This window comes from Halogranum rubrum (genome assembly GCF_900114455.1).
Taxonomy (GTDB): domain Archaea; phylum Halobacteriota; class Halobacteria; order Halobacteriales; family Haloferacaceae; genus Halogranum; species Halogranum rubrum.
The window spans coordinates 63,028-78,850 of the sequence record NZ_FOTC01000005.1 but is presented as its reverse complement, the minus strand read 5'-3'; the positions used below and the strand labels follow the sequence as shown (position 1 = coordinate 78,850).

Genomic DNA, 15,823 nt, shown 5'->3' with positions numbered 1-15,823 from the left:
AGGATGTTCGACGAAATCATGGGTAAGTTCGAGGGGAGTCCGAGCCAACAGGCCGTGATTCGCCTCCTCCTCGAACGTGGGTTCTCCGTCAACGACGAGGGTCGTGTCGTCTCCGGCGGCATCGAGATTCCGAACACCGGCATCGCCCGCGAGATAGGTGTCGACCGCCGCGTCGTCGACTCGACGACGAACGCCATCCTCGCCGACCCGGAACTGAAGCGCATCTTCCAGAACATCTCGTCGATTCCGAGTCTGATGGATTTGGCTCCTGTTCTCGACTTGACCGTCCTCACCGTCGAAGTCGAGGACGCCGACGAACCGGGTATCGTCGCGAAGGTGACGACGATGCTCGCCGACGCGGGCATCAGCATCCGCCAGACCATCAGCGAAGACCCCGAGTTCACCGACGACCCGAAACTCTACGTCGTCACCGACGACCCGATTCCCGGCGACCTGCTCGTCGAGATTCGCAACCTCCCGTTCGTCCGTAAGGTCGAGTTCTGAGGCTCCGCTTTCGAGGCGCGTACCACTCGATTTCGACAGATAGACACGCTCTTGTCCTTCCACCCTCCAGCGCACGTATGAACGAGACGACCGAATCGGTACTGCACTTCCTCGGCGTGCAAGGGACGCTCGTCTCTGCTCTCGTCCACCTCTGGATGGGCGTCCCCATGCTCGTCGTGTACCTCCCGCTCTGGGAGTTCTACGACCCACGCGGCTACCTGTTCGTCCCCTCGGCACTCTTGCTCCTCGTCGTCCTCGCGGGCCTCTACTTCGACCGAGCGGTTCGCCCACTCCTCGCACTCGGCGTCGTCATCTTACTCGGCTACGTCGTGGGCTACGTCTGGTGGCATCTCGGTGACCACGGCGGCACGGTCCCCGGCGGTCACACCCACGAATCACCGCTCTCGCTCGTCGTCGAGCACTTCGTCGACGACCCGGTGGCGTTCTTCTCCATCGTCGTCGAACTCGTCGGCGCGGGGTCGCTCCTCGGTCTCTTGGCCGGCGGCTACGGCACGGAGTGACCGACCGCTGAGCGACGGAGAAAACACTTACCACGGACGCTCTTCTCGCTCACTGTGAACTATCGACGAACCGCCCTCGCCCTCCTCGTCGTCGGCGTCCTCCTCACACCCAGCGTCGGTTACGTCTTCGCTCTCGACGACGTCACCGGCCCGGACCGCTATCGGTCGTCGTCTGGTTACGTAGCGACCCCAGTCGACGCCTCGAACGACACGTTCCTCGCTGACCGCTACGCCAGTCGTGTCACCTTCCGTGCGGACTCCCTGCGGTACCGCCACGTCGCCACCGACTACGACGCGCCCAACGCGACTCGCCGTGTCCTCGCCGACGCCGTCGACACGGGACGAGCGACCACGCGGAACGACTCGGTTCGTGCCGACCTCGCCGCCATTGACGACGAGTATCCGTTCGTCACGAACGACAGCACCCGCGACGGCGTGTACGACCTCCGTCTCTCGACTGAGGCTGAGACGACTGTCGTCCGGACGACTCGTGCGAACGACTCGGTCATCGCCGACGTCGTCCGCCGTGACCTCTCGGTGTCCTACGAGTCACTCCCCCCGGCCGAACAGGCCACGTTCGACGCGATTCGGAACGCGACCGAACACGGTGAGTTCGGCTATCGCCTGTGGTCCGACGAGCCAGTACCCGACGCACCGCTCGTCGAGAAGCAGGGAACCACCTACGCCGTCTGGGTGAACCTCCACGTCGACGACTTCAACTTCCCCGACGGCCTTCTCTTCGGTCTCGTCGCGTCGGCGCTCGGCGTCGTCTCACTCGTCGCCGCTGGTCTCGTCGCTGTCGTGGGCTACGTCCGCAGTCTACCTGTGGAAACGGCGACGGAGTAGCTACGTCTGCCGTCCGAGTGTGCGAATTCTTTTGCCGTCTCCCGGGCCAGTCAGTGACATGACAGAGGCCTACCGCACCGTCGCCGACCGCGCCGAGGCATCGTTCGAGGTGCAAGGCTCGGAGTTCATCGGCTACGTCGCCCCCGCCGACACCGTCGCGGAGGCGGAGGCGTTCGTCGACGAGATTCGCGCACTTCACCCCGACGCGACGCACAACGTCCCCGCCTATCGCGTCCCCGCCGGAGAAGCGTCGAGTAAGCGCGCGCCCGGCGACGTGATGCTCCGAGAGTACCAGAGCGACGACGGCGAACCGACTGGCTCCTCCGGTAAACCCGCGCTGAACGTGCTCGTCCAACAGGACATTCGCAACGTCGTCGTCGTCGTCACGCGCTACTACGGCGGGACGAACCTCGGCGTCGGCGGGTTGGCGAGAGCCTACAGTCGAGCGGTGAAAGAGGCAGTCGAGGCGGCGGGCGTCGTCGAGGAGGTACCGCACGAGCGGTTCGGCGTGGTCGCCGAGTACGACGACTCCGGCACGGTGCGCGGCATTCTGGAGAGCACCGGCGTCGAGTTCGACGCCGCCTACGAGTCCGACGTGCGCTTCGAGGTGCGAGTGCCGCTCGACGAGGCCGAGGCGTTACGCGACCGACTCAGAAGTGCGACCAGCGGCCGCGTCGAAATCGAGTAAAAATCGAGTGAATCGAGTGAAAAGGAAGTGACTATTCTGCGGGCGACTCCGAGCCAGTGCCGACCGAACTCGGTTGCTCGCCGCGCTTGCTGCTCTCGCGGTTCTTGAACGTCAGTGCGCCGAACAGGAGTCCACCGACGACGCGCAGTGCGAGGTCGAGTGTCAGCACGCCGGCGGTCGCGCCGATACCTGGGAACAACGTGAACACCGGGTCGAGAAGCATCTGCGGCGCCATGAGCAGAATCGACGAGACGGCGAACAGGGCGCGTTCGACACCGCTCACCGGCGAGTAGAAGTAGCCGATGATGGTCGGCCCGAGTGCGAGGACGCCGAGGAACAACCCGACGATGGGGACGACCACCTCCGGGATGAAGTAGCCTAAGTCGGCCACGTCGGCGAACGTGAGGATGTGGTAGTTCTCGGTGCTCTCACCGCGGATGAGCAGGATGCCGGGCGAGAACACGAAGGCGAACGGGACGATTGCCTTGTTGAGCGAGAGCGAGAACGCCTCGATACCCGTCTTGAACGGGTCGGACTTCGCCACCCCGGACGCGGCGTAGGCCGCCACGGCCACCGGTGGCGTGATGTCGGCGATGACACCGAAGTAGAGGATGAACAGGTGCGCCGCCAACAGCGGGATGTTTGCGAGCTCCGCGATTGCGCCGCCGAGGAGTGCGACGAGGATGATGTACGTCACCGTCGTCGGCATCCCCATCCCGAGGATGATAGAGGAGATGGCGGTGATGAGGAGCAGTAAGATGAGCGACCCACCGGAGACGGCCTCGATGAGTGCGACGAGGTTCGGTCCGAGACCGGAGACGCTGATGACGCCGGGGATGACGCCCGCGGCGGCGACGGCGATGACGACCACTGTCGCGGTCCGCGCACCGGACTCCATCGCCTTCAGGACGAACGTCCCGAAGCGGTAAGCGTTGTTGCTGGCGAGCGACTGGCGGCCGAACGCGTCGGCCGTCGTCTCGGCGGCGGTGTCGACGGCACCGTCGTACTCCAAGAGCGGTGCCGGAAGGCGTGGCCGTGCGACGAGGAACGCCGCACTCACGAGGATGATGATGATACCGAGTTGGCCGGCCGCGGCGTCGAGCGCGGCACGGGCCGAGACGCCACCGGTACCAGCGCCGGTTATCGCGCCGACGAGTCCTGCGCCAGTGAGGAAGTTCGCTACTGCTTCGAGCGCGAACAGCGCACCGATAGTGCCCAACAGCGGGAGACGGTTCTGTTCGTTGTAGGCGGCGACGAGTGCGATGAGCGCGACGATGGCGACGATGGTGTACCACGCCGAGCGCGACACCGAGTATCGGATACCGATGAGGTAGACGAGCAGCAGTCCGATGGGTGCGAGGTAGAACCACCCGCTACGCAGGTGTTTCGTGATGCTGATGAGTTCGGATGGGTCGACGCCACCGATACCCGCGCGTGACGCTTCGAGGTGGACCATCACCCAGACGCCGAAGAAGAACACGATGGCGGGAATCACCGCCGCGATGATGACGGTGTCGTAGGAGACACCCACGAACTCGACGATGAGGAACGCCGCCGCTCCCATCACTGGTGGGAGAATCTGTCCCCCGGAGGAGGCGGAGGCTTCCACACCCCCGGCGAACTCGGGACGGTAGCCCGAGCGTTTCATCAGTGGGATGGTGAACGCACCGGTGGTGACGGTGTTCGCAATCGAGGAACCGCTGATGGTCCCCATGAACCCCGACGAGAGGATACTCGCCTTCGCTGGGCCGCCTTTCCGCGACCCGGTCATCGAGTACGCGAGGTCGATGAACCACTGCCCGGCACCGCTCATCTCCAGGAACGCTCCGAAGAGGACGAAGATGTAGATGTACCGGACGCTCACTTCGACGGGAACGCCGAAGACACCGTTGGCGGTGTTGTACCAGAGGTTCTGGATGACGGAGTCCCACGACGCCGACGGCGTCGACAGGATGCCGAGATACGGCAGGTCCTGCGGGATGTTACTCGCGTAGCGCGCATAGAGGATGAACACCGAGACGATGCTCATGAGCAGCGTTCCGAGTGTCCGCCGCGTGGCTTCGAGCACGAGGAGGACGCCGATTGCACCCAGCACCGTCGCGTACGACGTCTGGTCGAGCGGGATGCCGAGCGCCGAGACGACGTCGACGACGGGGGCGAGGAAGGGATAGATTTCGGCGATGGTGCGACCTGACCCGAGACCGAGCGCACGCATCCGTTGAATCTCGTCGTAGTCGGTTATCATGTACGCCGCCGTCAGCATCGACAGCAGCGCGAAGAGGATGTCGACGGGCGTCACTCGCCGGCGGTGCGGGTCGGCGACGACCCAGCGAACCCCCGAGCGGACGCGCGTCGCCGCTCGCGTCATCGGGTGCGAGGCGCCGAAACGGCTGTCGAGGTTCGGGACGACCGGCGAGAGTCGTCGCGAGAAGAAACCGTCGCTCGACGTCGCCGGATAGAGCATGAACGCGAGGATGAGCGCGAAGACGACGTGAATCGCGCGAATCTGCAGCGGTTGGAGTGCGGCGAGACGGAACGTCCCGACGACGGGCAGCGTCACCTCGAAGATGAACCCGCGTGCAGCGAGCCACATCTGGAACGCCGAGAAGAGAATCCCGACGACTGCGACGACGACGGCGGCGACACCGCGGAGGCTCCGTTTCCGCTCTAGTTCGTCGATGAGTTCCTGTTGCTCCTCTTGGGAGAGTTCTTCGTCTTCCGGTGGTTGGTCGTCGGTGGTCATGGCATCATGCGTTGTAGTATACTGCGGTGTTCGATGTGAATTCGAACGGCTTCACCGTTCGAGCGCTCGACGAGGTCGTACGTCTTCTCGCCGACGTAGAGTTCGTGTCCAGCGACGTAGCCCGGCGAGACGTACAGTTCGGTGAGTCGAACGTCGTCCGGGTGCGAGACGAACGTGCCGTTGACTCGGGTGACGTTCGCCTGCGCCGGGAACCCCCAGCCGTACGACGCGAACTCCATGCGCGTCATCACGAGTCGGTCGCCGTGAACGGCGTAGACGTCTCGGACGGGACTTCCCTCGACGCTGTGGTTGTACGCGAGTGTCACCGTGGTTCCGTTCTCGATCGGTTCGACGAGGAGTCGCTCGCCGGTGTCGGCGTCCTCGACGACGAGCGCCCGCTCGGGCGACATCGCTGCCGCTCCGCCGGCGAGCACTGCTGCGAGAACGAGTACCGACGCGAACACGACGCTCGCTGTCCGTCGGCTGAATGCGTCGCTCATGGGCAGCACAGGAAACAGGTGGTTGGTCGAAAGTGCATCTGTACAGGTCAGTGAACGGCGAGTCGAGAGGCGACTGTCCGAGTCGCGTTAGCTCGACTCGTTGCCGGTCGTCTCGTTACCCATCGTCTCGTTACCCGTGGACTCGTTGCCGCTACTGCCGCCCATTCCGGCGGAGTCGAAGTACGCTTGTGCGCCGGGGTGGAGTTCGATGGACATCCCGTCTTGGGCGCTCTCGGCGTTGATGAAGTCCTGCTTGATGTTGAGTTCGTCCGTGTTCTCGAAGATGGCCTCGGTGACCGACTGGACGACCTCTTCGGACTGCTCTTCGTTCGTCGCAATCATCGCCTGCACGGCGACGGTCTGGACCGGTTCGTCGATACCGCTGTAGGTGCCCGCCGGAATCTCGTCGTCGGCGAAGTACGACCCTGCCTCTTTGACCTGCTGGCGTGCGTCGCCGGAGATTTCGACGATACGGATGTTGCTGTTGTTCGCGAGGTCTTCGATGGCACCGACCGGCCATCCGCCGACGACGAACGCCGCGTCGACGTCGCCGTTCTGAATCTGCTCTGCGGCCTGCGAGAAGTCGGTGTTCTGCTCGGTGTAGTCTTCGATGCCGACTGCCTGCAGAATCTGGCGTGCGTCGACCTGCGTCCCACTGCCGAGGTCACCGGTGTTGATGACCGCGCCGCTGAGGTCTTCGACCGACTGGATGTCGGAGTTCGCGGGCGTCACCACGTGGATGGTCTCCGGGTAGAGCGTCGCGACACCTTTGATGTTCGGGATGGCGTTCCCTTGGAACGCTTCGATACCCTCGCCGTTGACCGCGAAGTAGGCGACGTCGTTCTGGAGGAGCGCGAAGTCGGCGCTACCGTTGCCGAGACTGCCAGCGTTCTCGACGCTGGCTCCCGTCGACTGCACCTGCAGCGTGTAGTCGGTGTTGGCCTCGACGATGCTCTTGAACTGGTTCGACAGCGGGTAGTACGTGCCGCCGGTTCCGCCGGCGTGCCACGTCAGCTGGTTGTTTCCACCGCTGCCGCCGTCGCCACCGTCACCGCCACTGGTTTCGGTATCCGTCATCTCACTGCCGCCGTCTCCACCGTCGCCACCATCGCCACCGTCTCCACCGTCGCCGCCACTGGCACAGCCAGCCAATCCGACGACACCTGTGAGACCTGCCGCTGCGATAAACTCACGACGGTTGATATCTTTATCCATGCCTCTATATACTGATAGTCAGTACTTATGCTTGTCCATGCTTTTCGAGACGCGCTAGCCGATTCCTTGACGATATTCACTTATCGAGCAACTTTGACCTTGTTTGCACACTATACGTCGAGAAATCTTCAGGGAGCTATCCTTTCTGATGGTGTCTTCGGGACGTTCGGACCCAATGTGAACAGTTCTCTATGGAGCTATCAGCGGTTCGCTTCGTTCCCACTCTCGTACCGTATACCGCGGCGCAGTCTGTCGATTTCGACCGGAAATAGAGGGGTTCGACTGCCTCGCCGGACGCTTCCGCTTTCCGAAGACTATTCGACTCACGCCCGAGAGGCGTGTCATGCACCCCGTTACCACGGCAGACTACTACGATTTCGCCAAGCCCAGCGACCCACAACTCGCTCCGGACGGTGAGAGAGTCGCCTTCGTCCGGTCGGTTCCCGACGGCGACGAGCAGTACGAAGCGACGGTCTACGTCGTTTCTGTCGGCGGTGACGACCCACGACAGTTCACCGTCAGCGAGGGCGTCGACAGCCAGCCACGATGGAGTCCGAGCGGCGACCGACTCGCGTTCGTCAGCACCCGCGGGGCCGACGACGACCGACCGCAGTTGTGGGTGCTGCCGACCGACGGGGGCGAGGCACGACAGGTGACAGACGTCCCCGGCGGCGTCGTCGGTGCGGTCTGGAGTCCCGACGGGACACGACTCGCGTTCGTCCAGTCGACGACGGCGACAGAACGCGAGGCGGGTCTCGACTGCGACGTCGGTAGCGAGGAAGACGGAGACGAGTACGAACGCGAGACGCCGGACCCCCGAGTCATCGACCGACTCGTCTACCGGCGAGGGACCACGTACACCGACGGTGCACAGAGTCACGTCTACCTCGCCGACCTCGCAGACGACACCGTCTCCCGCGTCACCGACGCCGAGTACGACCACTACGCGGTCGAGTGGGGCGACGAGACGACGCTCTACTACGCGAGTAGCAGGACGGAACCACTCGACGACTCCGCCGTCATCGACGTGCTCTCCTTCGACACCGACGCCGAGACGGAGACGCTCGTCACGCAGACGACTGGCTGGGGGGCGTTGCTCGCCGCCACCGAAGACGGTCGCGTCGTCTACCCTCGAACACCCGAAGAAGGGCTGTCGATGCGACAGACCGACCTCGAACTGTACGACTGCGAGACGGGAGAGTCGACACTGTTGACGACCGACCTCGACCGGACGGTCGACCTCGACGTTGGGTTCTCGTGGGACCCGGACGAAGAGCGCGTGTTCTTCGCTACCCCCGACGAAGGCCACGTGGTCGTTCGCTCCGTCGCCGGCGACGGGAGCGAGTCACCGGTGAACGCGACGACGACGGGTCACACGACCGGATTCAGCGTCGCCGAGGAGAACGTCGCCGTCGTTCGTTCCGAGTGGGACCATCCGGGCGACGTGTTTCTCACCACGCGCGAGGGGAGCGATGGCGGTGATGGCGGCGACGGTGACGATGACGACACCACTCGCCTGACCACCCTCAACGCCGACTATCTCGCCGACCGGGCGATTGGGGAACCGGAGGAACTCCGCTTCGAGTCGGACGGTCACGAGATTCAGGGGTGGCTCTTGACGCCGCCGGAGTTCGAGGAGACGGAGACGTACCCACTCGCCGTCGAGATTCACGGCGGTCCACACGCGATGTGGAGTACGACGGACACGATGTGGCACGAGTTCCAGACGCTCGCGGCGCGCGGGTACGTCGTCTTCTGGTCGAACCCGCGTGGGTCGACCGGATACGGCGAGTCCCACGCGATGGCCATCGAGCGAGACTGGGGGGCCGTGACGATGCGCGACGTGATGGCGGGCGTCGAACTCGTCTGCGAACGCGACTACGTCGACGGCGACGACGCCTTCGTCACGGGCGGGAGTTTCGGCGGGTTCATGACCGGATGGCTCGTCGGCCACACCGACTTCTTTACCGGCGCCGTCGCCCAACGCGGCGTCTACGACCTCTCGTCGTTCTACGGGTCGACGGACGCGTTCAAACTCGTCGAGTGGGACTTCGGAACGACGCCGTGGGAGGAGAGCGAGTTCCTCTGGCAGCAGTCGCCCGTCGCGCACGTCGAGAACGTGACGACGCCGACGCTCGTGATGCACGCGGACGACGACTTCCGCGTTCCCGTCAACAACGGCGAGATGTTCTATCTGTTCTTGAAGAAACTCGGCGTCGACACGCGACTCGTCCGCTACCCCCGAGAGGGACACGAACTCTCGCGCTCGGGCGAACCCAGCCACGTCGTCGACCGATTGGACAGAACGATTCGCTGGTTCGACGGCTACTCCAGTCACCACGACGTACCGCGCGCGTTGGACCGCGGCGACGACGGCCTCTCTGCAACAGAAGACGGCGAGGACGACACAGATAACACGGACAACGAGGCCGAACGGACCGAGTAACACGTCTCTGCCGGTACGACTACGTTTGACAAAGAGACGGTCAGGTGGACGGTTTCGAGTCGGTCGGGTCGAACGAAGAGCGCCCGACGGGGACGGGGGTTCGACCCGAAGCGAGGGGGTTCGGGTCACACCCTACTCACGTTCCGTACCGCTCAGAACGCGCCACGGAACTCGCGTTCCGTCAGTCGTCGTCGGTCCGTCGGATGCGCACCGAGGACGGACGGTCGATTCAGCACTTCACGGTAGGCGTCGTAGACGAACACCGTCTCGGCACCGCTCGTCCACGTCTCCGTGCCGCGGGGGCCGCCGAAGACACCCCAGTCCGTCTCCTTCGTGTGGTTGAACCAGCACACCATCTTGATACCCTCGGCCACCGCGTAGTCGTAGAACTCACGAATCCACACGGCCTTCCGCGCTGTGTCGTTCCCGTCTTCGACGTCGCTCGAACAGCCGACTTCGGTAATCGCTATCGGCGCGTCCGTGACGCTCCGTATCTGTTCGAGTGCTTTGCCGTAAATCTCTGCAGGTGTGTTCCACCCGCCCCAGCGATGCCAGTTGTACCCGTTGACGCCCGCCCAGTCGACCACGTCGTCGCCGGGGAAGTAGTGTTGAATCGCGATGCCACCGCGACCCTTGGCGTTCGGACCCCACACCCACTGTACCTCCGACTGGGTGAGTCCCTTCGACATCAGTCGGGCGTGCGCACGGCGAAACATCGCCACGTAGTCGTCCGGTGTCGACCCACCGGCCGGGGCACCCCACGGTACCCAGTCGCCGTTCATCTCCGGTGCAAACTCCAGATAGAGGCGTCGGTTCGCGCGACCCAACCCTCGCTGAAGCCACCCGGTGAGTGTATCACGCCACGCGTCCAGTTCGGCGTCGTAGTCTCCGGCGGCGACGTCGGTGGCAATCGTCGTCGGCGTCGACTCGATGGACCCTATCGTCGGTTCTAACACCAACATCGGGACGTGACCGTGCGCCCACGTCGCTTCGAGTCGCTCGACCGTCTCTCGCCGTTCTGGTCCAGACTGCCCGAGTGTCGCGTAGTAGACGACGACGGCGTGTGGCGTCCCCGTCCAGCGGTCGAACCCGTCGAGCGTTCGAAGCATCGGCTCTTGTACCGAGACACCGGCGAGTAGGTCACCTGCTCGCGTCGTACCTGTGCTCGCTACGCTTCGCGACATCCCCATCGCTCCGACGAGGGTGCCCCCCGTCGCAGCGCTCAACCCCAGAAACCGGCGTCGATTCATGCGAGACAGATTGCTCTACACGGACGTGAGTACGCGACGCCTGCCGACGTTTTTCGACGGGTAGGAGACGCCATCCCGGTTGGGTAAGCAGTCTCGTCCAACCGGCCCGGTCCTCGTTCTCTCTGGCCAGCAAAACATACCGATATACTGAGATGTTCTTCTCTCCACCAACGATGGAACGTACAGAACTAGCCTCGAACTCGACGAGAGAGAGAACTGAGGCCACGGAGAGAGCCAGACGAGTCGCGCAGGCCGACTGCCCGTCCTGTCGTTCGGGCCACGTTCGCCGCGTCGGCGTGTTCGAACACACCACGTGTGGGTTCGTCGACGTCGCCGCCCGGTTCGGCGGCATCGAGACACGTATAGACTGCCCGAAGTGTGAGACGACGCTCTCTGTGACCAACGACCACCTTCGATGTGTCGCGTTTCTCTTCTGCTGTTCGGGGTGCAACCGTCGGTTCGACGGTGTCCCGCTCACGACATCTGCACTACAGGCTGGCGAGTGTGACTGATGCCCGCTGAACGACCACACGACCACGCTGCTGAGTGGGCTGTCCGTGCGCCTGCCCAACTGGCCGTCTTGCTCTTCGTCCTCCTCGCGGGCGTCGCCTTGTTCCCACTCGCGCTCGTCCTCGCACCGCTCGGTTTCGCCGCCGTCCTCGCTGGACTCCTCTTCGGTGCCGTTCGCTGGCCCCGCCTGTTCGACACGTTGTTCGGCGTCGGACTCCCGTTGCGTGGGTGGGTCGTCGCGTCGGCGTTCGTCGCGTCTGCGCTCGTCGGGACGCTCGTCTTCGTCGAGCGATACACCGTCGAAGCCGCGGCGTTCGCGCTGGTCGTCGCCGTCTGCCTGCCGTGGGTCGTCGTGCTCGTAATCGACGGGCGCCTTCGAGCGGCAGCCACGAGACCGATGCGTCTCTCCGTCTGGCCCGTCGTCGTCTTCACGTTGCTCGTGGTTACCGGGGGGTTGGTGTTCGGCTGGCGAACGCCCGAACCGTTCGACTTCGCCATCTTCGGCGGATTCATCGTCGTCGCTTGTCTCGTCCTCGTCGTCTTTCCGATGACTATCGCACAGGCTCACAGTCGTCGTGAGTCGGATGAAGATACGTTGGCCGATACGCCGTTCGTGAGTGTCCTCACCCCCGCGTACAACGAGTCGAGTTACATCGGTGACTGTATCCAGTCCGTTCTCGCTTCCGACTATCCGACAGACAGACTGGAGGTCATCGTCGTCGACGACGGGAGCACCGACGACACCTATACGGAAGCCGCCAGTCACCGGAACGAACGCGTCTCGGTCTTCACCCGCGCCAACGGCGGCAAACACGCTGCACTCAACTTTGGCCTCTCGTGTGCCCGTGGAGAGGTCATCGTCGGGGTCGACGCTGACAGCACGCTCCACCCGACAGCCCTCCAGCGAGCAGTCGCCCGACTTCAATCTGATTCGCGCATCGGTGCCGTCGCGGGCACCGTCGTCATCGACAATCCGCAGGGTATCGTCGGTGGCGTGCAGGCGTTAGAGTACGTCCTCGGTATCAATACGCTCCGTCGGGCGTTCTCCTACCTCGGAACGGTGATGGTGGTACCCGGCTGTCTCGGTGTATTCCGTCGAGAGGCATTGGAAGGTGTCGGTGGCTACGACGCCGACACGGTCACCGAGGACTTCGATCTGACCGTCCGGCTCATCAAAGCTGGATGGCGCGTCGAGTTGACGGAGAGTATCGTCTACACAGAGGCTCCGTTCTCCCTCGGCGACCTGCTGAACCAGCGACTCCGCTGGACGCGCGGGAACATACAGACGCTCCTCAAACACCGCGACGTGTTCACGAGCCCGCAGTACGGGTTCCTCCACCGCTTCGCGTTCCCGCTGTCTGCACTCTCACTGCTGTTCGTCCCGTTCGCGAGTCTCCTCGTCACGGTGACGCTTGTCTCAGCAATTTTCGGTGGGAGCCTGTTCGATGTCATCCTCGCTGCGGGGTACTTCCTGCTCGTGCTCGCAGTCGTCTCGGCGATGGCACTGGACCTCTCCAATCACGACTTCCGACTCCTCGCGTACGTACCGTTCCACATCTTCGGCTACCGGCAGTTCCTCGACTTCGTCATCCTCCGAACGATGGCGAGTCTCCTCCAGGGGACGGGAATGCGCTGGGAGTCGGTCACGCGGGCGCGTCAACAGGAATCGTCGACGTCGACCACCTCACAGCCACAGGCCGTCGTCGACGACTGACCGACCGACAGACTACAGAACACGCGGCAGAACGAGGAGAGAACAATCGACGTCGAACAGTTGTTCGGTGTTACTTCGTGCGGAACGCGCGGTCACCGGCGTCGCCGAGGCCGGGGACGATGAACCCCTCGTCGTTGAGGTAGTCGTCGATGGCGACGGTCAGCAGGTCGGCCTGTGGGAACTGCTCACCGACGCGAAGGAGGCCGTCGGGGGCGCTGACCGCCGAGAGGACGAACAGGTTCTCGTAGGCGGGTGCCTCGTCGAGGACGTGCTGGAGGACGGTACACATCGTACTGCCCGTCGCGAGCATCGGGTCGGCCACGATGACGGTGTCCTTCTCGGTGATTTCGGGGAGTTTCACGTAGTCGATGGTGATGGGGAACTCGCCATCCTCGTTCATGCCGGCCTCTTCGTTGCGCCCGGCGCTGATGACGCCCTGCTTCGCGCGGGGGAACGCCTTCAGGAGTCCTTCGACGAACGGCGTCGCGGCCCGAAGGACGTTGATGATGACCACGTTGTCGAGGCCCTTCACGCGCTCGCCTGTCGTCTCTTGGAGCGGCGTCTCGATGGTGACGTACTCGGTGTCCATCGCGCCGTCGATTACTTCGTAGCCGCAGATACGGCCGAGTTTGACGAGGCCCTTCCGGAAGGCGACCTGCTCGGTTTCGACGTCTCGGAGCCTCGAGAGGGTGTCTTTGGCGAGGGCGTGTGTGATGAGATGCGCGTCGTCTCGGTCTTCGATAGGCATTGTGTGAAACGCGGTACGCCGAGCGACATAAGTTGCATCCTTCGCCCGCTGAATCCTGTTCGCCAGCTATCGTATCACGAGGTAGGTGAGAACCATCAACACCGCGGTGGCGGCGACGACTAGTTCGACGGTGAACGACAGGATACCGATGTAGTCGAGTCCCCAGACGACGGCGGACGCGAACAGCGCCGACAACACGAGGTTCATCACGAACAGCACGCGGGGGTCCCCCTGCGAGTTGGCCATGCGTCCTGTGGTGAACCTCGGAACTTATAGTCACTCGTGCATCGCTCCCGTCGACCCCGCCGCTTTTTCTCCCCCGAGTCGAGACGGAGAGCCATGCACGAAGTCGAGGTGTCGCGGTTCGTCCGCGCGACGCCCGCCGAGGTTCAGCGGGCGTTGACGCCCGCCGCACTCGTCGAGTACGAGGGGAGCTTTTCGGTCGTCGACGTCGACGAACAGGACGACGGCACCACCGTCGTCACCGCCGGGTCGCGGGGGCTGAGTCTCGCGCTTCGGTTCCAGGAACTCGCGGACGGTCTCTCCTACACGCAGGAGGGCGAGGCGGGACCGTTCGACGAGATGGAGACACGCGTCTCGGTCACCGCCGAAGACGACGGTGCTCGCGTGACGATGTGGTCGGCGGTGAGTCTCGGGTTGCCGCTCTCTAGCCTCACCGACCGCCTCGCCGCGTGGAAGCGGAAAGGCGAGTTGAAACGAGCACTCGACGCGCTGGCGACGGACCTCCGCTGAGTCGAGAGAGACGACTGGCGACTCAGACGGTCGGTTCCGCGACGACGACGGACTCGCCTTGCTCCTGCGGGAAGGGGTCCTCGAACGTCCACTCGCCGTCCATCTCGGCGTCGGTCAACAGACAGTCGTCGAGTGCGGCGACCAGTCTCTCTTCGTCCATCCGCTGTCCGATGAACACCAACTCCGTCTTTCGGTCGCCCCACTCGTCGTCCCACTCCAGATTCTTCCGGTTCGAGCGGTAGAGCTTCTGGTCGAGTTCGGGGAGGCTGGCGACCCACGGTGCGCCCGCCTCGACGCGAACCGAGGGGCCGGCCTGTCCCATCACCTGCTGGTGGTCGTTGCCGGCGACCCAGCAGGTCCCCTTCGAGCGGACGACCGAGTCGGGAAGTGACGAGAGGAACGCGTCGAGTCGCTGTGGATGGAACGGTCGGCGGCGACGGTAGACGAACGAGGTGACGCCGTACATCTCGTCAGGGTGGGAGTGACCGGTGTGGTCGTGACCATCGTGGCTGTCGCCGTGGCTATGGTCGTCGTGTGTGTGGCCGTCGCCGTGTGCATCCTCCCGTTCGTCTGCGTCGTCCTCGTTCAGTGCTTGCTTCCATCCGGCGGCGTCCGCCGCAGTCGCGGGGTCGTAGAGACCACGACCGAGCAACTCCCCTGCGGCTACCTGTCCGAACTCGCTTCGGAGTATCACCGCGTCGGGTCGGAGCGTTCGCACCAACTCCTCGACGGTGTCGAGTTCGTCTTCGGAGAGCAGATCTCGCTTGTTCAGGAGAACCACGTTCGAGAACTCTACCTGTTCGACCAAGAGGTCCGAGAGCGGGCGAGTGTCGTCGTCCGCGGTGCCGCGGCGCTCCACCCGCTCATCGCCGCCGAAGGTGTCGTAGAAGAGACGAGCGTCGACGACGGTGACGAGCGAATCCACCTCGTACAGCGCCGCCGCCCGCGACCCGGTGGTGAAGAGGCGAGCGACGGGTTCGGGTTCGCTGATGCCCGACGACTCCACGACGAGGTGGTCGAAGTCGCGCTCTCTCGCCAGTCGGACGACGGCGGTGTTCAGGTCGTCCTGTAGCTCACAGCAGATACAGCCGTTCGACAACTCCGTCACGCCGTCGTCGACGTCGAGTTCGGAACTGTCGCTCACGAGGGCGGCGTCGATGTTGACCTCGCCCATGTCGTTGACGAGGACGGCGATGTCCCGGTCGGCGGTGTGCAGGAGGTGGTTGAGCAGCGTCGTCTTGCCTGCGCCGAGACTCCCGCTCAGAATCGTCACCGGAATCGCGTCACGAGCCATACCCCGTGTTCGTCGAGGTGTGCTAATAAATCTCGCCGGTCGTGTACGCCAACCGCTGACCGATTCCCGACACCCTTTTGCCCGCGAGACG

The 15,823-nt window shown here is 64.0% G+C and carries 15 protein-coding genes; 8 read left to right on the top strand and 7 right to left on the bottom strand.

Features of this window, described 5'->3' with window-relative positions; translation table 11 throughout:
* Positions 1 to 3: 3 nt before the first annotated feature.
* The 4 genes from BM083_RS17460 to BM083_RS17445 all read left to right on the top strand — a co-directional run bounded on the left by BM083_RS17460 (position 4) and on the right by BM083_RS17445 (position 2,559).
* Entirely contained in the window at positions 4 to 504 is a 501-nt protein-coding gene (locus tag BM083_RS17460) for a TrpY family transcription regulator (RefSeq protein ID WP_009367228.1), read from the top strand.
* Positions 505 to 581: 77 nt separating this feature from the next.
* Positions 582 to 1,025: a hypothetical protein gene (locus BM083_RS17455; RefSeq protein WP_089871099.1), complete on the top strand. Its 444-nt coding sequence runs from the start codon at positions 582 to 584 to the stop codon at positions 1,023 to 1,025.
* A 54-nt stretch (positions 1,026 to 1,079) separates the two neighbouring features.
* Positions 1,080 to 1,871, top strand: coding sequence for a DUF7979 domain-containing protein (locus BM083_RS17450; protein WP_089871097.1), 792 nt, complete (start codon positions 1,080 to 1,082; stop codon positions 1,869 to 1,871).
* A gap of 58 nt (positions 1,872 to 1,929) precedes the next feature.
* Positions 1,930 to 2,559, top strand: coding sequence for an IMPACT family protein (locus BM083_RS17445; protein ID WP_089871095.1), 630 nt, complete (start codon positions 1,930 to 1,932; stop codon positions 2,557 to 2,559).
* A 31-nt stretch (positions 2,560 to 2,590) separates the two neighbouring features.
* Here BM083_RS17445 and BM083_RS17440 read toward each other — a convergent pair whose 3' ends face one another.
* From BM083_RS17440 to BM083_RS17430, 3 genes are all read right to left on the bottom strand, one after another.
* Positions 2,591 to 5,302 carry a TRAP transporter permease gene (locus BM083_RS17440; protein WP_089871093.1) on the bottom strand — a complete coding sequence of 904 codons (2,712 nt, stop codon included), beginning with the start codon at positions 5,300 to 5,302 and terminating at the stop codon, positions 2,591 to 2,593.
* Positions 5,299 to 5,802, bottom strand: coding sequence for a DUF1850 domain-containing protein (locus BM083_RS17435; RefSeq protein WP_089871091.1), 504 nt, complete (start codon positions 5,800 to 5,802; stop codon positions 5,299 to 5,301). The genes BM083_RS17440 and BM083_RS17435 overlap by 4 nt, the downstream gene beginning before the upstream one ends.
* Positions 5,803 to 5,889: 87 nt before the next feature.
* A complete protein-coding gene (locus tag BM083_RS17430) occupies positions 5,890 to 7,017 on the bottom strand; it encodes a TAXI family TRAP transporter solute-binding subunit (protein ID WP_089871089.1) in 1,128 nt (375 codons plus the stop codon).
* Positions 7,018 to 7,360: 343 nt separating this feature from the next.
* Here BM083_RS17430 and BM083_RS17425 point away from each other — a divergent pair, with 343 nt between their 5' ends.
* On the top strand, positions 7,361 to 9,463 hold the full coding sequence (locus BM083_RS17425) for a S9 family peptidase (RefSeq protein WP_089871087.1): 2,103 nt from the start codon (positions 7,361 to 7,363) through the stop codon (positions 9,461 to 9,463).
* Between the two features lie 152 nt (positions 9,464 to 9,615).
* On the opposite strand, the gene BM083_RS17420 is transcribed toward BM083_RS17425, so the two are convergent.
* Positions 9,616 to 10,713, bottom strand: a complete 1,098-nt coding sequence (locus BM083_RS17420) for a glycoside hydrolase family 26 protein (protein ID WP_089871084.1) — start codon at positions 10,711 to 10,713, stop codon at positions 9,616 to 9,618.
* A gap of 173 nt (positions 10,714 to 10,886) precedes the next feature.
* Here BM083_RS17420 and BM083_RS23845 point away from each other — a divergent pair, with 173 nt between their 5' ends.
* Positions 10,887 to 11,225: a TackOD1 domain-containing metal-binding protein gene (locus BM083_RS23845; protein ID WP_245756930.1), complete on the top strand. Its 339-nt coding sequence runs from the start codon at positions 10,887 to 10,889 to the stop codon at positions 11,223 to 11,225.
* On the top strand, positions 11,225 to 12,937 hold the full coding sequence (locus BM083_RS17410; protein WP_089871081.1) for a glycosyltransferase family 2 protein: 1,713 nt from the start codon (positions 11,225 to 11,227) through the stop codon (positions 12,935 to 12,937). Before BM083_RS23845 ends, BM083_RS17410 begins: the two co-directional genes overlap by 1 nt.
* 70 nt (positions 12,938 to 13,007) lie before the next feature.
* Here BM083_RS17410 and upp read toward each other — a convergent pair whose 3' ends face one another.
* On the bottom strand, positions 13,008 to 13,685 hold the full coding sequence (gene upp / locus BM083_RS17405) for a uracil phosphoribosyltransferase (RefSeq protein ID WP_089871079.1): 678 nt from the start codon (positions 13,683 to 13,685) through the stop codon (positions 13,008 to 13,010).
* A 66-nt stretch (positions 13,686 to 13,751) separates the two neighbouring features.
* The gene (locus tag BM083_RS17400; protein ID WP_049893752.1) at positions 13,752 to 13,931 is read right to left on the bottom strand and encodes a DUF8107 family protein; all 180 of its coding nucleotides are present in this window, start codon (positions 13,929 to 13,931) and stop codon (positions 13,752 to 13,754) included.
* A gap of 93 nt (positions 13,932 to 14,024) precedes the next feature.
* Here BM083_RS17400 and BM083_RS17395 point away from each other — a divergent pair, with 93 nt between their 5' ends.
* Positions 14,025 to 14,438, top strand: a complete 414-nt coding sequence (locus BM083_RS17395) for an SRPBCC family protein (protein WP_009367244.1) — start codon at positions 14,025 to 14,027, stop codon at positions 14,436 to 14,438.
* 22 nt (positions 14,439 to 14,460) lie between these two features.
* Here the strand turns inward: BM083_RS17395 and BM083_RS17390 are convergent, their stop codons facing one another.
* Positions 14,461 to 15,732: a CobW family GTP-binding protein gene (locus BM083_RS17390; protein ID WP_089871077.1), complete on the bottom strand. Its 1,272-nt coding sequence runs from the start codon at positions 15,730 to 15,732 to the stop codon at positions 14,461 to 14,463.
* Positions 15,733 to 15,823 lie beyond the last annotated feature (91 nt).